General features: G+C 71.0%; 13 protein-coding genes. 10 read left to right on the forward strand and 3 right to left on the reverse strand.

From position 1 onward, the window contains the following. Positions 1-250: 250 nt before the first annotated feature. A complete protein-coding gene (locus AB852_RS16260; RefSeq protein WP_178391030.1) occupies positions 251-1,825 on the forward strand; it encodes an FGGY-family carbohydrate kinase in 1,575 nt (524 codons plus the stop codon). After that, positions 1,822-2,832, forward strand: coding sequence for an NAD(P)-dependent oxidoreductase (locus AB852_RS16265; RefSeq protein ID WP_073788690.1), 1,011 nt, complete (start codon positions 1,822-1,824; stop codon positions 2,830-2,832). The genes AB852_RS16260 and AB852_RS16265 overlap by 4 nt, the downstream gene beginning before the upstream one ends. A gap of 943 nt (positions 2,833-3,775) precedes the next feature. Here AB852_RS16265 and AB852_RS16270 read toward each other — a convergent pair. Then, entirely contained in the window at positions 3,776-4,411 is a 636-nt protein-coding gene (locus tag AB852_RS16270; RefSeq protein WP_073788692.1) for a class II aldolase/adducin family protein, read from the reverse strand. 55 nt (positions 4,412-4,466) lie between these two features. Beyond that, the gene (locus tag AB852_RS16275; RefSeq protein WP_073788695.1) at positions 4,467-5,438 is read right to left on the reverse strand and encodes a sugar-binding transcriptional regulator; all 972 of its coding nucleotides are present in this window, start codon (positions 5,436-5,438) and stop codon (positions 4,467-4,469) included. Between the two features lie 196 nt (positions 5,439-5,634). On the opposite strand from AB852_RS16275, the gene AB852_RS16280 reads away from it, so the two are divergent. From AB852_RS16280 to AB852_RS16315, 8 genes are all read left to right on the forward strand, one after another. Beyond that, positions 5,635-6,993, forward strand: a complete 1,359-nt coding sequence (locus tag AB852_RS16280) for an MFS transporter (protein ID WP_073788697.1) — start codon at positions 5,635-5,637, stop codon at positions 6,991-6,993. A gap of 283 nt (positions 6,994-7,276) precedes the next feature. After that, on the forward strand, positions 7,277-8,338 hold the full coding sequence (locus tag AB852_RS16285) for an extracellular solute-binding protein (RefSeq protein ID WP_073788699.1): 1,062 nt from the start codon (positions 7,277-7,279) through the stop codon (positions 8,336-8,338). 162 nt (positions 8,339-8,500) lie between these two features. Next, complete coding sequence (locus tag AB852_RS16290; RefSeq protein ID WP_073788702.1) at positions 8,501-9,583, forward strand: ABC transporter ATP-binding protein; 1,083 nt, start codon at positions 8,501-8,503, stop codon at positions 9,581-9,583. Next, a complete protein-coding gene (locus tag AB852_RS16295) occupies positions 9,580-11,409 on the forward strand; it encodes an ABC transporter permease (protein WP_073788705.1) in 1,830 nt (609 codons plus the stop codon). The genes AB852_RS16290 and AB852_RS16295 overlap by 4 nt, the downstream gene beginning before the upstream one ends. 13 nt (positions 11,410-11,422) lie before the next feature. Continuing rightward, positions 11,423-12,328, forward strand: coding sequence for a glycerophosphodiester phosphodiesterase family protein (locus tag AB852_RS16300; RefSeq protein ID WP_073788708.1), 906 nt, complete (start codon positions 11,423-11,425; stop codon positions 12,326-12,328). 4 nt (positions 12,329-12,332) lie between these two features. Beyond that, positions 12,333-13,385 (forward strand): LacI family DNA-binding transcriptional regulator, encoded by a 1,053-nt coding sequence (locus AB852_RS16305; protein ID WP_079184654.1) that lies wholly within the window; start codon positions 12,333-12,335, stop codon positions 13,383-13,385. A gap of 99 nt (positions 13,386-13,484) precedes the next feature. Next, positions 13,485-14,714: a GNAT family N-acetyltransferase gene (locus AB852_RS16310; protein WP_073788710.1), complete on the forward strand. Its 1,230-nt coding sequence runs from the start codon at positions 13,485-13,487 to the stop codon at positions 14,712-14,714. Between the two features lie 271 nt (positions 14,715-14,985). Further along, positions 14,986-15,534 carry a DUF4262 domain-containing protein gene (locus tag AB852_RS16315; protein ID WP_073788712.1) on the forward strand — a complete coding sequence of 183 codons (549 nt, stop codon included), beginning with the start codon at positions 14,986-14,988 and terminating at the stop codon, positions 15,532-15,534. A 370-nt stretch (positions 15,535-15,904) separates the two neighbouring features. Here the strand turns inward: AB852_RS16315 and AB852_RS39815 are convergent, their stop codons facing one another. Beyond that, positions 15,905-16,246 carry a hypothetical protein gene (locus tag AB852_RS39815; RefSeq protein WP_178391031.1) on the reverse strand — a complete coding sequence of 114 codons (342 nt, stop codon included), beginning with the start codon at positions 16,244-16,246 and terminating at the stop codon, positions 15,905-15,907. Positions 16,247-16,377 lie beyond the last annotated feature (131 nt).

Here is a 16,377-nt window from a genome sequence, read left to right on the forward strand (position 1 = left end):
GGGGCGGCGGTCCAAGGGGGCGGCCCGCTGTGCCCCGTGCCGGTAACGCTGTGACCTGCGGTTCGGGCAGCGGCCCGCGCGTCCCCTTTGACGGGCCGTCGCCGCCCGGCGGACCCCGGGACCCTCGCCGCCTCCTTCCCTCACCAGCCACCGGGATCGGTTGACGGCTGCCCGATACACGCCTAAATTTGCTGCACTTTAGATCGTTCGATGAACCAATGTTCATTTTTCGGTTGTGGGAGGTTCATCAGTGACTCGGCAGGCAGTGGTCGGCATCGACGCCGGCACCACCGCGGTCAAAGCCGTTGTCCTGGCCCGGGACGGCGAACAGCTCGGCTGGTCCCGGGCGCCGCTGCGGGTCACGCACCACGGTGACCGGGTGGAGCAGGACATGGACGAGATCTGGTCCGCGGTCGGTGACACCGTGCGGGCCGCGGTCCGGGACGCCGGTGACGGTGTCGAGATCGTCGCGGTCGGTGTGACCGGTCAGGGCGACGGAGCCTGGCTGGTGGACGGGACCGGGCGCCCGTGCGGCCCCGCGACGATCTGGATGGACGGCACGGCCGCCGCCCGGGTCACCGCGTGGGAGCGGGACGGCCGCGGCGACCTCGTACGCGACATCACCGGCTCGTCCCTGTTCCCCGGCGCGCTACCGGTGCTGCTGGAGCAGCTGGAGGCCGACCACCCCGAGCGGCTGGACCGGGCCGCGCACCAGCTGAACTGCAAGGACTGGATTCGCTTCCGGCTGACCGGGGAGATCGCCACCGACGCGTCCGACGCGTCCCGCACCTACCTCGACGTCACCACCGGCACCTACTCCGACGCCCTGCTGGAGGGGCTGGGACACCAGCGCTTCCGTTATCTGCTCGCCCCCGTACGGCCGCCGCACGAGGCGGTGGGCACGGTCGGCGCACCGGCCGCGCGTGCCACCGGGCTGCCCGAGGGCGTTCCCGTGGTCGTCGGCCTGGTCGACGCCGTCGCGGGCGGGGTCGGACTCGGCGCGGTCCGGCCGGGCGACGCCTATCTCATCGTCGGCACCACGGCCTTCGCGGCGCGGGTACGGCAGGACGGCCGGGGCCCCGGCCCCGAAGGGCGCATCACCCTGGCGACCGGGCTGGGCAGCGTCCTCGAATGCCTGGCCCCGATGGCGGGCGCGCCCAACCTCGACTGGGTCCGTACGGTGACCGGCCCGGACGGCAGCGGCTGGCCGGACCTGGAACGGCTGGCCCGAGCGGCCGGACCGGGGGCGGGCGGTGTCCTCTATCTCCCCTACGGTTCGCCCCAGGGGGAACGCGCCCCGTTCGTCGACCCGGCGGCCTCCGCCGCCTGGGTGGGGATGAGCGTCCTGACGACCCCGGGGCAACTGCTGCGCGCCGTCTACGAGGGGATCGCCCTCACCCTGCGCGAGTGCCTCGGGGAACCGGTGACGGGCCGGACGCTGCGGATCGCGGGCGGATCGGCCTCGTCGGACCTGCTGTGCCAGGTACTGGCCGATGTCACAGGACGGCCAGTGGAGCGCTCCACCGCACCCGAGCTGGGAGCCCGCGGGGTGGCCGCGCTGGCCCTGGTCGCGGGCGGGGCGGCCGCCGATCTCGACAGCGCGCTCGCCGCCCTGGGCCGGCCCGCCGCCACCCTCACCTTCCGTCCCGACCCCGCCCTACGGGATCTGCACGACCGGCAGGCGCGCGCCTTCGCCGCCGCCAGGGACGCGCTGCGTCCCGTCTGGCCTTCCCTGCGGGATCTGCGGAGCCTCACCGGGGCTCCGTCCTCCCCGTCCCCCACCACGGAGTCGGCGCCCGCCGCCGATGGATTGGAATCCCTGTGACCCACGCGTCGCCGCGTCCGCGGCTGCTCATCACCGCGCCGTTCGACCCGGCCGCCACCGCACGGCTGGCGGAACTGTTCGACGTCGAGACGGTGGAACCCTCCATGGAGGGCGCTTCCCTCGCCCGGCCGCAGCTCGCCGACCGACTGGCGGTGGCCGACGCGGTGGTCTGCGAGGTCGACCAGGTCGACCAGGCGGCGCTCGACGCGGCGCCCGCGCTGAAGTTCGTCGTCACCTGCCGGGCCAGCCCCGTCAACGTCGATCTGCCCGCCTGTACCCGCCGGGGCATACCGGTGGCCACCACCCCGGCGCGCAACGCCGAGATCACCGCCGATCTCGCCTTCACGCTCATCCTGTCCGCCGTCCGCCGCACGGGGGCCGCGGAGCGGTGGATGCGGGACGGGAACTGGCGCGCGGACGATGTCTTCGAGCCGTACGCCCGCTTCCGGGGGATCGGTCTCGGCGGGCGCACGCTGGGCATCCTCGGCGGGGGTGCCATCGGGCGCCGGGTGATGCGCCGCGCCCTGGGGTTCGGTATGAACGTCCTCGTCCACGACCCGTTCCTCGCGCCGGGCGCCCTCGGTGACGACGCGGAGATCGTCGGCCTCGACGACCTCATGGGCCGGTCCGACGTCATCACCGTGCATGTGCCGCTCAACGACTCGACGGTGGGGCTCGTCGGGGCGCGGGAGATCGCCCTGATGCGTCCCGACGCCTATCTCGTCAACGCGGGACGGGCGGCCGTGGTGGACGAGGAGGCCCTGATGGCCGCGTTGCGCGAGAAGCGGATCGGGGGGGCCGGTCTGGATGTCTTCTGGACCGAGCCGCCGCCGGCCGACTCCGAGCTGTTCCGGCTCGACAATGTCACGCTCACTCCGCATATCGGTGGCGCGTCCGACGATGTGGTCACGGAGCACTCGCGGATCGCGGAGCGTGCGTTGCGTGCCTGGGCCGTCGGGGAGGAGCCTGCGGCGGTGGCCAACGCAGGGCCGCTTGCCGCGGGTTGACCGGTCGGCCGTCTTTGGTTGCGCCCCCGGGTTTTCGCTCGGGGGCGTCCCCTTTTGCCTGGGCGCGCCCTTGGGGTCCCTGTGCTGGGCGCGCTTCGTTCCTGTGCCGTCGTTCGGGGGTTCGCGCGGTTCCCCGCGGGTCGCCTTCGCTTGCGCTTCCGAGGTCTGTCCGGCGGGACGCACTTCGGTTCTGTGCCGTCGCTCGTCGGGTGCGCAGTTCCCCGCGGGTCGCCTTCGCTTGCGCTTCCCAGGTCTGTCCGGGTGGGCGCGCTTGTTCCCTGTGCCGTCGCTCGTCGTTTTCGCGCAGTTCCCCGCGCCCCTTTGGGGCGCGTTCTGCCGGTCCTTCGGGTCGGTGCCGGTCGGGATTCTCCGTCCTCGCTCCAACGCGCTCGGTCGGACGTCCCCCTTGTCCTGCTGAAGAGCATCGGAGTCTGCGGGCAGAGATTCCCGCCCACCCCCTCCCGCAGCACCGCGACCGCGAGAGGAGAGGGGTTCCGCGAGCGAAGGCCCGCACCTGACGGACAGCCCCAAGTGGGCGCCCCTTCAGGGGCGCGGGGAACTGCGCGAGCAACCAAGGACCACCCGCACCCCAACGGGAACCGCAAGGGGCGCGACCTCAGGGGCGCGGGGAACTGCGCAAAACGAGGACGGCCCGCACCCGAGTAGCGACCGCAATGGGGCAGCATCCAGGGGCGCGGGGAACTGCGCACCCACGAACGACCCGCACGGGGACAAGTGCGCCCAGCACAGGAGACCCAGGGGCGCGGGGAACTGCGCACCCACGAGCAACCCGCACGGGGACAAGTGGGCCCAGCACAGGCAACCCAGGGGGCGCGAGCGAAGGCGACCTGCGGGGAACTGCGCACCCCACAGGCGACCCGCACGGGGAACAAGTGGGCCCAGCACAGGCGACCCGTGGGGCACCGTTGGGGTGGGGGGTGGGTCAGGCGTGGTGGAGGGACGCCAGGGCCTCGGACGGGAACGCCGCCGTGGTATCGCCCAGGGCGAGAGCACGATACGTGGCCACCGCGGCCTCCTCCAGATTCATCGCCCGCCGGAAGGCCATCCCGATGTCCGCACCGAGCGAGGAACACCCGTGGTGGGAGAGCACCATGCAGTCGTGGCGCAGCGCCTGCTCGGCCGCGGCCTCGGCGAGTTCGTCGGAGCCGTTGGGGTGGTACGGCACCGTACCGACGGAGCGGACGTAGTAGGCGTGGTCGAGGCTGATCAGCCGGATCGGCGCGCCGACCGCGTCGAGGAGGACCGCGTGCTGGGGGTGCAGATGCACCACGCAGTTGACGTCCGGGCGCACCTGGTACGTGCGCTGGTGCAGCTTCCACTCGCTGGACGGCTTCGCCGCGCCACCCGTCCGTTCCCCGGCGAGCGTCATCACGGTGAAGTCCGCCTCCTCCAGACGGTCGAGCCAGGTGCCCGCGCCGGTGACGACGAACTCGTCGCCGCCGGGCAGCCGCGCCGACAGGTTTCCCCCGCTGGCGAGCACCAGTCCGCGTTCCACGGCGATCCGGCCGACCTCGGCCAGCCGCTCGCACAGGTCCTCGCGGGTATGAACCGGCTTCACATCATGTCCTTTCGTACGGCGGCGGGCCGTCGGACGGTCCGGCCGCTCGGGGTGTTCATGACGGCGCGTTCGGCGCCACGCCGGCGGCTGCCAGCAGTTCCTCCGCGGTGGCGGCATCGGTCACCAGGACGTTGATGAGGCCCTGCCGCAGCGCCACCTCCAGGGCCTGGCGTTTGGCCGCCCCCCGGGCGACCCCGATCCGGACGGGTACCGCCCGCAGCTGCTCCAGGCTCAGTCCGATGAGCCGTTCGTCCACCTCGCCCGGCACGGCGGCGCCGTCCGCGTCGAAGAAGCGGCCGGAGATGTCCCCCACCGCGCCGCGCGCGCGGATGCCCGCGAGCTCGGTGGCGGTCAGGCCCTGGACGAGCAGACCGGCGTCGGCGGTCGTCCCGCCGATCCCGGCGATCAGCGCGTCCGCCGAGACCGCGCGTTCCAGGGTTTCCTGGACGGCCGGGTCCTCGCGCCACACCCGGGCGGCCTCGGCGGAGCGGGCCAGCAGCGGGGCGGGGAGGTGGTAGGCGTGCCCGCCCGCGGCGGCGGCGAAGGCGAGGGCGAGTTCATGGGAGCTGGCGGCCCGGGAGATACCGCCCTTGCTCCCGGTGAGCGGGACGAAGTTGACGTCCGGGGCGGACGAGGGCCGCAGATGTTCGGGGATCGTGGCGACCGATCCCGACAGGCCGACCGCGATGGTCGTGCCCTCGTCGAGGAAGGCGCTGACGCAGTCCGCGGCCAGTGCCCCCAGGGAGTGGGCGGCCCGGCTCTCGTCGTCGAAGGCCGGGCCCACCCATGCCTGCCGCAGGGCGTAGGCGCTGCCCAGGGCCGATTCCAGGCCCACGAACAGATGGTCGTCGCTGTGCACCGTGATCTCCACGATGCCGACCCGGCGGGCCTCCGCCAGCAGCCGGGTGACCTTGATCCGGGAGAGCCCGCACAGGTCGGCGATCTCCTGGTGGGTCAGTCCGTGCTCGTAGTACAGCCGCGCGATCTTGCCCAGCGGTGGTCTCTTCTGACCGGTCGCTCTGTCCATCGATCCTCCGTTCGGAGCCTGCTCTGCCGCTTCCGCCGGTCAGGGGGCCGCTGACCAGCACAGCGGCTGTCGCGTCACCCCGTACGGGGAACCCGCCCGAGGCTTGACAGCCGCAGGGGTGCCACTCATATTACATGCACTTTGGTTCGATTATTGATCAGATGTTCACGCGTCTGTTGTGCACGCCGGAGGACACATGCCCACCTCGCCCCACCCCACGGCCGGCCCGGCCGTGCCCCGCCCCGGATTCCTCGAACGGCAGGGGATCGTCCGGCCGCTCGCCTTCGGCTTCCTCGCCGTGATGCTGTTCATGGTCGGCGACGGCATCGAAGTCGGGTTCCTCTCGCCCTACCTGGAGTCGCGCGGGCTCTCCGGCAGCGAGGTCGCCCTGCTCTGGACGGTGTACGGCTTCGTCGTCGCCGTCGCGGCCTGGCTCTCCGGCGCGCTCGCCGAGGCGTGGGGGCCGCGCCGGGTGATGCTGCTGGGCCTCGGTATCTGGGCCGTCTTCGAGGTCCTCTTCCTGACCGTCGGTGTCGCGGCCGGGAACTACCCGCTGATGCTCCTCACCTTCGGTATCCGCGGGCTGGGTTACCCCTTCTTCGCGTACGGCTTCCTCGTCTGGATCGCGATGGAGACCCCGGGCGACAAGCTCAACCGCGCGGTCGGCTGGTACTGGTTCGCCTCCACCATGGGCCTCGGCGTGATCAGCTCCTACTTCGCGGGGGCGGTCATCCCCGTGATCGGCGAGATGGCGACCCTGTGGCTGTCCCTCGCCTTCGTCGCCGCCGGTGGTCTGCTGGTGATCTTCCTGGTCCGGGCCCGTGTCACGACCGCTCCCCCGGACTCCACCAAGGAGTCCGTCGCCAAGATGTTCGGCGCGCTCACCATCGTCAGGACACATCCCCGGGTGGGCGTCGGAGGTGTGGTCCGGATGATCAACACCCTCTCGTTCTACGCCTTCGTGGTGTTCCTGACCTCCCATATGGTCAACGACGTCGGTTTCTCCACGGCGCAGTGGCAGACCATCTGGGGCACCATGCTGCTGGCCAATGTGGCGGCCAATCTGCTGTCCGGGTACGTCGCCGGGTGGATCGGCAGCGTCAACACCGTCGCCTGGGCCGGCGGACTCGGCTGTTTCGTGACCGTGCTCGCGCTGTACTACGTGCCCGAGGCGGTCGGGCCGAGCTTCGGCATCACCCTGGCCGTGGCCATCGTCTACGGACTGGCGCTCGGCGCGTTCGTCCCGCTGTCGGCGATCATGCCGATGCTCGCCCCGCGTCATATCGCCGCCTCGGTCGCCATCCTGAACCTGGGCGCCGGACTGAGCCAGTTCGCCGGATCGGCCATCGCCGGGCTGGTCGGGCCGATCGGTATCGAGGGCACGGTGTGGGTGATCGCCTCCATCTATCTGGTCGGCCTCGGGCTGACCTTCTTCCTCAAGGAACCGGGGACCGTCGAGGACCCGTCCCCGGGGAACGCGCCGGAGCCGTCCGCGACGGACGCCGCCGCTCTGCCGCCCACCAAGGTGGCGGTGGGAGCGCGGCGGGCCGACTGAGTCCCGCGCCGCCGGACGCACGAACCGGCGCGGATGACATCCCCGGGAGCCGGGGACCGGTCGTACCGGTCCCCGGCTCCCACTGTGTGACCGCCCGTACCCGTCCGGTCTCGCCCCTACCCGACCGCCCGGCGGCGGACCTTCGGCGCTCGGACGCCGGTCATTCATCTGCCGGCCGCCCCTCGGTCCGTACACGCGCGTTCAGTGTGGATGAACGCGCGTTCATCCATCTGCCGAAGGGGCCCCGCGCACAGCGCGACCAGGGCCGGAACGGAACGAACCGATGCGCAGGACCCTCACGGCCGCCGTGGCCACGCTCCTCACCGCGACCCTCGCCGCCGGATGCGGCTCACCGTTCGGCGGGAGCGGCTCGGATGACCCGGAGACCCTCGTCGTCTACAGCAACTCCGTGTCCGACGGGCGCGGCGACTGGCTCAAGAAGGAGGCGGGCAAGGCGGGCCATTCGCTCCAGGTGGTCGACCTCGGTGGCGGTGACGTCCAGAACCGGCTGCTCGCCGAGAAGGCGAACCCGGTGGCCGACGTCACCTTCGGACTGAACAACGTCTACTTCGAGAAGCTCAAGGAGGCGGAGGTCCTCGGCGAGTACACCCCCGCCTGGGCCGATCAGGTCGATGCCGCGCTGGGCGACGCGACCGGCAAGCGGTTCTGGCCCATCGTCCGTGAGCCGATCATGCTCGTCCACGACAAGGCCGCCTATCCGGAGAAGGGCCAGGCGCCCGCCGACTGGCCCGATCTGTGGACCAAGGAGGAGTTCCGGAAGAAGTACGAGGTCCCCACCGAACTCGGCGGTGCCACCACCCAGATGGTGCTGTCCGGCATCCTCAGCAGACACCGTGACGACCGGGGGGACCTCGGGGTCGGCCAGGCCGGTTGGGACGCCGTCGAGTCGTACTTCGAGCACGGTGTGCCCTCGGTGACGAACACCGACCTGTACGCGCGGATGGCCGACGGCAAGGTCACCGCGGGCCAGATGTGGCTCTCCGGGAAGGCCACCCGTGAGGAGCAGTACAAGATCCGGACCGAGGCGGTCCGGCCGGAGACCGGCGTTCCGATGGTCGTCCAGCAGATCGGGCTGGTGAACGGTACGAAGAAGGCCGGGGCGGCGAAGAAGTTCATCGACTGGTTCGGCGGCGCGGAGGTACAGGCCGCCTGGTCCCGGGAGTTCCACACCGCCCCGGCCAACAAGGGCGCGCTCGCGAAGGCGGACGCCGGAGCCGTCGAGGAGACCGACTCCTTCACCGAGCAGGACATCGACTGGACGTTCGTGGCCGCCCGGCTCGACCGGTGGACCGAGAAGATCGAGCTGGAGTACCTGCCCAACTGACCCGGCCCCGCACCTGGAGCGGTCGCCCGGCCCACCGAGGCACGACGGCCGCCCCGCACTCCTCACGGGCACGCAACAACCCCACTCAGGCCCGGTCAGCCCCACTCGGCCCCACTCGGCCCCACTCGGCCCCACTCGGCCCCACTCGGCCCAAGGATCGACATGATCAGCTTTGACGATGTCTCGGTGCGGTTCGGCACCTTCGAGGCGTTGCCCTCCTTCTCCCTCCATATCGGGGAAGGGGAGTTCTTCACCCTGCTCGGACCCTCAGGCTGCGGCAAGAGCACGGCGTTGCGCGCGCTCGCCGGGTTCGTGGACCTCAGTGCCGGTGACATCCGTGTCGCGGGCCGGAGGATCACCCATCTCCCGAGCGGCAAGCGCGAGGTGGGGATGGTCTTCCAGAACTACGCGCTGTTCCCCGGTATGAGCGTCCGCGAGAACATCGCGTTCGGACTGCGCGCCCGCGGACGGCCCAGGGACGAGACCGACCGGCGCGTCGACGAGATCGCCGAACAGGTCGATCTCTCACAGGAACAGCTCGCCAAGGGGGTCGCCGAACTCTCCGGCGGCCAGCAGCAGCGTGTGGCGATCGCCCGCGCCCTGGTCATGCGGCCGAAGGTGCTGCTGCTCGACGAACCGCTGTCCAACCTCGACGCGAAACTCCGCCGCCAGCTGCGCGTCCAGCTCAAGGAGCTCCAGAGCCGGTTCGGGATCACGACCGTCTACGTCACCCATGACCAGGACGAGGCCCTGTCCATGAGCGACCGGATCGCGGTGATCGACAAGGGCCGGATCGAGCAGGTCGGTACGCCCGAGGACATCTACGAACGGTCCGCGAGCGAGTTCGTGTGCACCTTCATCGGTGAGGTGAACCGGCTCGGTCCCCAACTGGTGGGCACCCTCGCCGCCCGGGGCGCCTCACGGCTCGACCCCGCCGATCCCACCTATGTCCGGATCGAGAAGGTCGGTCTCGCGAGGGACGGGGAGCCGTACGACGGTATCGCCGTGCGTGGGACCGTCACCTCGCGTACGTACCACGGCACGCACAGCGTGTATCTGCTGCGGACCGAGCACGACAGTCTGCGGGCCGTGGTGCAGGACGGTGCCGGGCCGCTGATACGGACCGGGCAGGAGGTCGATGTGGTCTTCGACCCGGCGACCCTGATGCGCTACCCCGCCCCCGTCGCGGCCCCCGCCCCCGTCGCGGCCTCCGCCCCGGTCGCGGACTCCGGGGTCCGGGCATGAGCCGCTCGCTGCGGGCCATGCTCCGCTCACCGCTGGTCGTCGTCACCGGCGTGGCGCTGCTGTGGTTCGTGTTCACGTTCATGATCTACCCGAACGCCGTCATGCTGAAGGAGGTCTTCGCACCGCAGGGCGCGTTCAGCACCCGCGCGTTCGAGAAGCTGATGGCGTCGGAACGCGCGATGGACTCGCTGCGCAACAGCTTCGTCCTGGCGGCCGTCCTGACCGTCACGGTGAACGTCCTCGGCGTCTTCATCGTCCTCGTCACGCGCTACTTCACCGTCCGTGGTGCCCGGCTGCTGCGGCTCGGGTACGCCACGACCCTGGTCTACGGCGGTGTCGTGGCCGTCTCGGGCTACACCTTCGTCTACGGGGAGAACGGGTTCGTCACACGTCTGCTCCTCCAGGTGTTCCCCGGTCTGGACCCGGCGTGGTTCTCGGGGATGCTCGCGGTCGTGGTCGTGATGACCCTGACCGGTACCGGCTATCACATGCTGTTCCTGTCGTCCGCCCTCGCCCGGATCGACCACCAGACCATCGAGGCCGCGCAGCAACTGGGCGCATCCCCATGGCGCGTCCTGCGCACGATCGTGCTGCCCGTCCTCAAGCCGACGCTGTTCGCGGTGACCGTGCTGACCTTCCTCGGCGGGCTGGCGGCGTTCGCGGCGCCGCAGGTGCTCGGCGGCCGGGAGTTCCAGACGATCACCCCGATGATCCTGACGTTCTCCGGCAACCCCGGCTCCCGTGACCTCGCCGCCACCCTCGCCCTGGTCCTCGGGCTGGCCACCCTGCTGCTGCTCGCCGTGCTGAACCGGCTCCAGGCCGGGGGCACCTACTTCTCGGTGTCGAAGGTGCCGACGGCGCTGAAGAAGCAGCGCATCGGCCACCCCGTGGCAAACGGCGCCGTTCATCCGGCCGCGTACGCCCTCTTCCTCGTCTATCTGATCCCGCCGCTGCTGATCGTGGTCTTCTCGTTCACGGACGCCGCGACGATCGCGTCCGGTGACCTCGGCGCCGGCGGTTTCACCCTCGACAACTACCGGCGGGTGCTGACGGACGCCGCCGCGTACCGGCCGTTCGTGGTGAGCGTCGGCTACGCGGCGGTGACCGCGGCCGTCGTCATCGCCATGATGCTGTTCGTCGCCCGGGTCCTCCAGAAGTTCGTCAACGCCGTCACGATCACCGTCGAGTACCTGCTGCACATCCCCTGGGTGCTGCCCAGCACGCTGACGGCCCTCGGGCTGATCATCACGTACTCCGTGCCCAGGCTCCCGGTGGGCGAGACCGTACTGACCGGGACGGTCGGGCTGCTGGCGGTCGCGTACATCACGGCCAAGATCCCGTTCACGCTGCGCATGCTCAAGGCCGCGTACGCGAGCATCCCCGCCTCGCTGGAGGAAGCGGCCACCCTGCTCGGCGCCGGTACGCTGCACACCTACCGCCGGGTCCTGCTGCCGCTGGTCCTCCCCGCGGCGGCGGCCGTCAGCGCGCTGAACTTCACCGGTCTGCTCGACGACTACGACACCGCGGTGTTCCTCGCCCATCCGCTCCACCAGCCCCTCGGTATCGCGATCCAGAACGCCACCCGGGGCGAGGGCGCGAGCGACGCCACGGCCCTGACCTTCGTCTACACCGTGCTGCTGATGGCGATCTCGACCCTCGCGATGTGGTTCGTGTACGGCCGCAACAGCGGTACGGGTGAGCGGCGTTCACGGTTGCGTACCCGGGGCAGGACGAGGACCGGGCCGCCGGTTGCGGTGATCCCCGACACCGTCACCGCGGGAACCGCCCCCACCGCCCGGACCACACAGACCGCCCCGACCGGCTGACGGAAGGAACCACGTGCTCGGACAAGCTCAGTACCAGGACGTCAACGCGCTGCTGAACGCGCACCTCACGCGGCGCACCCCCCTGATCGCGGCGCATCGCGGCACCGGTCTGGGGAACATCCAGGAGAACACCGCCGAGGCCGTCGAAGCGGCGTTCCGGCAGGGTGCCGACATGGTCGAGTTCGATGTCGTCCGCTCGGCCGACGGGGAGTTCTTCCTCTTCCACGACGGCTACGAGCGACACGCCTTCGACCGCGACATCGATCTGCGCACCCTGCCCGCCGGGGAGATCCGCGAGCTGCGCTACCGCTGGACCCGCCATGACGCCGGCGTCACCGGGCTGGGCACCCTGCTCGAACACTTCCGGGGCGACGCGCTGTTCAACGTGGACCGTTCCTGGTGGTACTGGGACGACCTGCTGCCGTTCCTGGACCGCTACGACATGGCAGGGCAGCTCGTGCTGAAGAGTCCCGTCGAGGAGGTGTGGCTGGAGAAGCTGCGACGGCATCCGGTGAAGTACCCGTTCCTCCCGATGGTGCGTTCCCGCGCCGACATCCACGCCGTCCTCGGTGATCCCGGCGTCAACCTGGTCGGCGTGGAACTCCTCCCCGCGTCGGCGGACGACGAACTGGCCGGCCCCGCCCTCGTCGCCGAACTCCGGGCGGCCAAACTGGCCTGCCTGCTCAACGCCATCAACCTCCCCAACGGCGTCCCCCTCTTCGCCGGCCTGGACGACCACACCTCCGTCCTCGGTGATCCGGCCGACGGATGGGGCAGGCTGATGGAGCACGGCGCGGACATCGTCCAGACCGACTGGCCGGACCTGCTGGCCCGGTACCGCCGGCAGGTCCACGGGACGGCACCGAGGCGGCACGGCCATCGGGGCGACGCGCCGCGGACCCCGCGACGGACGGGGTGAGCGGGTGCCACGGCCGCAGCCGGAGTCCGGCGACGCGTCACCCCTGAAGGTCACGATGGAGACCGTCGCCGCGGCGGCCGGTGTCTCCCGCGCCACCGCGTCACGGGTCTTCCACGGCTCGACCCCCGTGGCCCCGGGTACGAGGGACGCGGTGCACGCGGCGGCGAAGACACTCGGGTACGTCCCCAACACGATGGCCAGATCACTGGCCGCGCGTGGCTCCGACATCCTGGGTCTGCTGGTGCGCGACCCGACCAACCCCGCCTACGGGCTCCTCTTCAGCGAGTTGCAGACCCAGGTGAGCCGCGCCGGACTGGAGATGGTGACCGTGGCGCCCTCACGCGACGAGGGCGCCCGGTACGAACGGCAGGCACTCAACCGGCTGCTCGGACTGCGGGTAGGCGGGATGTTCGTGGCCACCGGGGTGATCCGCGCGGAGATGCTGGAACCGTTCCTCGACATCGTGCCGGTCGTCGTGGTGGGACGCCCCGAGTCGCACCCCCGTATCCACAGCGTGTCCTACGACGAGGACGGCAACGCGGCCCAGCTCGCCGACGCCGTAGCGGCGCACGGGCACCGGTCCGTGGCGGTCGTGACGCCCAGCGCCGCGAACTCCGTGCCCGAGCACCGGCGCGGCGTCGCGATGGCCCGTCGGCTGCGTGAACACGGCGTCCGGGTGCATCCGGTCGCCTCCCCCACGTTCGGGCGGGCCGAGGAAGGCGGGCTGGACATCCTCGGCCTCCACCGGTCGGGGCGGATCACCGCCGCCATGTTCCCGTCCGACTGGCGGCTCCTCGCCTTCCTGCCCCTCGCCCAGGCGGCGGGCCTCCAGGCACCGGACGATCTGTCGCTCACCGGGTGCGACGGCGTCCTGCCGGGCATCGATCTACTGGGATTCACCACCGTACGCATCCCGGTGGAGCGGGCGGCCCGGCGCGCGGTGGAGGTCATGAGGGCGCTGCGGGACAACCGGACCCGGACACCGACCGAGCACGAACTGCTGCCCGGCACCCTGGTACCCGGCCGCACCCTCGGCCCGGCCCCGCACCCCGTGTGACGAGATGCCGGAACGACGCCGTCCCTCACCCGCGGTGTACCGGCCGCGCCGCAGGAAATCGGGTCGCGGCCCGGCTGGGCACCTTGCTAGACATGGCGCATGACCATCGAGCTGCGGGTCCTGCGCGCGTCCGAGTGGGACGGCTGGTACGACGGGCTGAACCTGGCCTTCGGCGGTGTCCCCCAGTCCCCGGAGAGGCGCGAGCTGATCCGCGACATCACGGTGGCCGAGCGCTCACTGGCCGCCTGGGACGGGGATCTGTGCGTCGGCACCGCCGGTTCGTTCCGCTTCGGGGTGGCGGTACCCGGCGGAGGGCTCGCCGTGATGGCGGGGGTCTCCCTGGTGACCGTCGCCGCCACCCATCGTCGGCGGGGCGTGCTGACCTCGATGATGCGCCGCCAGCTGGACGACTTCCGCGCCTGGGGCGAACCGCTCGCCATCCTGGGCGCGTCCGAGCCCGCCATCTACGGCCGTTTCGGCTACGGCCCGTCGACTCATCTACTGAAGGCGGACATCGACACGTCCCGGGTACGGCTCACGGTCCCCGAGGGCACGGACGAGGTCGGGCTGCGCGAGGTCCCGCCGGGCGACTCGCTGGCCGACTGCGAGGCGGTCTACGCCGAACTGGTACCCGCCCGCCCCGGGATGATCGCCCGGCTGCCCGGCTGGGAACGCCTCGGGGTCCTCGACGTCCCCGAGTTCCGGGAGGGCACCTCCCACCTCCGGTGCGTCGTGGCCGAGCGGGACGGCCGGACGACCGGCTACGTCCGCTTCCGGGTCCGCCCCACCTGGGACGACGCGGGCCCCAAGGGCTCCGTCGAGGTCCAGGACCTGTTCGCGCTCGACCCGGCCTCCCGTGCCGCGCTCATGCGTCATCTCTTCGGCATCGACCTCACCTCGACCGTCAGCCTGGGCAACTGCCCCGTGGACGACGCCTGGCAGCACCTCGTCTCGGACATCCGGCGCTGCGCCGTCCGGATCAACGACGGGGGCCATGTCCGGCTGGTGGAGGTCGGGGCGGCACTGGAGGCGCGGACCTACCGGGTGCCGGTGGATGTCGTGTTCGACGTCAAGGACGCCTTCTGCCCGTGGAACGAGGGCAGATGGCGCCTGTCCGGCGACCCGAAGGGCGCGACCTGCGAACGGACCGGCGACCCGGCGGACCTCGCCCTGGACGTCCGGGACCTGGGCACGGTGTACCTGGGCGGCACCCGACTGACCGAACTGGCCGCGGCCGGACGCGTACGGGAGCTGCGCCCGGGCGCACTGGCGGAGGCGACGACCGCCTTCACGAGCGACACGGCCCCCTGGGTCCCGCACGACATCTGAGCGGGGGGGACGGGCCGACGGGCGCCGACCGGGTGGCGGACGGCGGACGCGTTCCCGCTGTTCAGCGCGCCGTGCCCGCGCCGACGCCCGGCGTCAGCGTGAGGTCCACCGGCGTGGTCATCGGCCGGTCCGCGCGCGGCGACGCATCGGTGAGCTCGAACAGCATGGCTCCGCGCGCAGGCAGGCAGCCGAACAAGTCGTCCCGGAAGTGTGGCCCGACAGCGAACGCCCCCGCCGGGCATCGTGACGCGGCAGACGTACTCTGAGCGGCATGCACGACGACCCCGCCGAGTGCCGTTGCGTCATATGCCACGACTACGGAGACCGGCACGAAGCAGATGCCCTGGACCTACGAACCCTGGAACATGTCCTGGGCCATGGTTGGAGCGTGGTGACGGTTCCCCCGGACGAGGAAGGCCCTGGGTTCGCGTACACGATCGGGCTCTGGCACTCGTTCCGTACTCCTGAAGTGGCCATGTTCGGCCTCGACATCCACGTGATGCGTACGTGCCTCAACACCCTGGGACAGCGGGCCGCCCAAGGTAGGACGCTGTCTGACGGCCAGCGGTGCACGGACGTCATAGCGCACCATTCCCTTGCCCTGAAGGCTGTCGATCCCCGCTGGCACCGCACCTTCTTCGGCAGCGCGATCTCGTTCTACCGGCGCCCGCCGTTCCCCGTCCTCGAAGCGGTGTGGCCGGACCGTGAAGGCCACTACCTCTGGCAGGACGAGAGCGGCCACAGCTATCGGAAGTCCCAGCCGTGGCTCTGGCTGGAGCCCGCCGAGCATCCCGTCGGCGTCTGGACCACCCCACTCTGAACCGCGCGCGACGGGAGCCGGCGACTGTCCGGGCCACACGCCGGAAGACGCGACGGCCGTCGTCGCCAGGGTGCCCTACCTCATCCATCGGTGGCATCGTCCGGCGCGACGCTTCCGCGATTGCTTCCGTCCCGAGGGCATCGAGCAGCGTACTCACCTCACAGCCTTCGTCGCGGTGACGTGCTTCCTTGGTCGGAGCACCCGATCGGACGAGGGGCGTCCGTACGTCCGGTAAATGCCCAGGCGGGTAAACCCGTTCGAGATGCCGTTCGAGCTCGTGGCACTATGTGCGCCATGACGACCAACCGAAAGGCCCATGCCGCGTAGACGGCCAAGGCGGGTCCGGGCCGGGATCCCGGATCGGCACCAGTCACGGAATACGAGACTGGTCATCGACCGCCTCTCCCAGCGAACAGTTTCCGAGATCGTTCGTCTCGAACGCACGCGGAACTATCTCCAACCAGGGGACGTAGGAGCGGCATTGCGTCTGTGGAAGGACTACGTCCACCGCACCGAGCGCGAGCTCTGGCGCGACGACGAGCTCGGCCACGTGGACTGGTACTGCTGCGGCAACCCATTCAGGGCCCGCATCCTCCTCGACGGCGCGATGCAGGCGATGTCGCAGCGCGGGGCTCGCGAGCTCCGGAAGATCGTCGAAATGCTGGACGAAGCCCTGGGCCCATCCGTCCCAGCCACAGACCGCCATGGACATCGAACAAGCTGAGAACCCGTCCGTGAGCCCTCAACGGCACCCCGGTGGGCTGATTCGCCCACCGGCGCTGGTGGGCGAATCAGCGCTCTACGCCCGCCCGGACGGATGGACCTGACGCTGTTGTCCGGAGC

It is taken from the genome of Streptomyces uncialis, from assembly GCF_001905345.1.
GTDB classification, from domain to species: domain Bacteria; phylum Actinomycetota; class Actinomycetes; order Streptomycetales; family Streptomycetaceae; genus Streptomyces; species Streptomyces uncialis.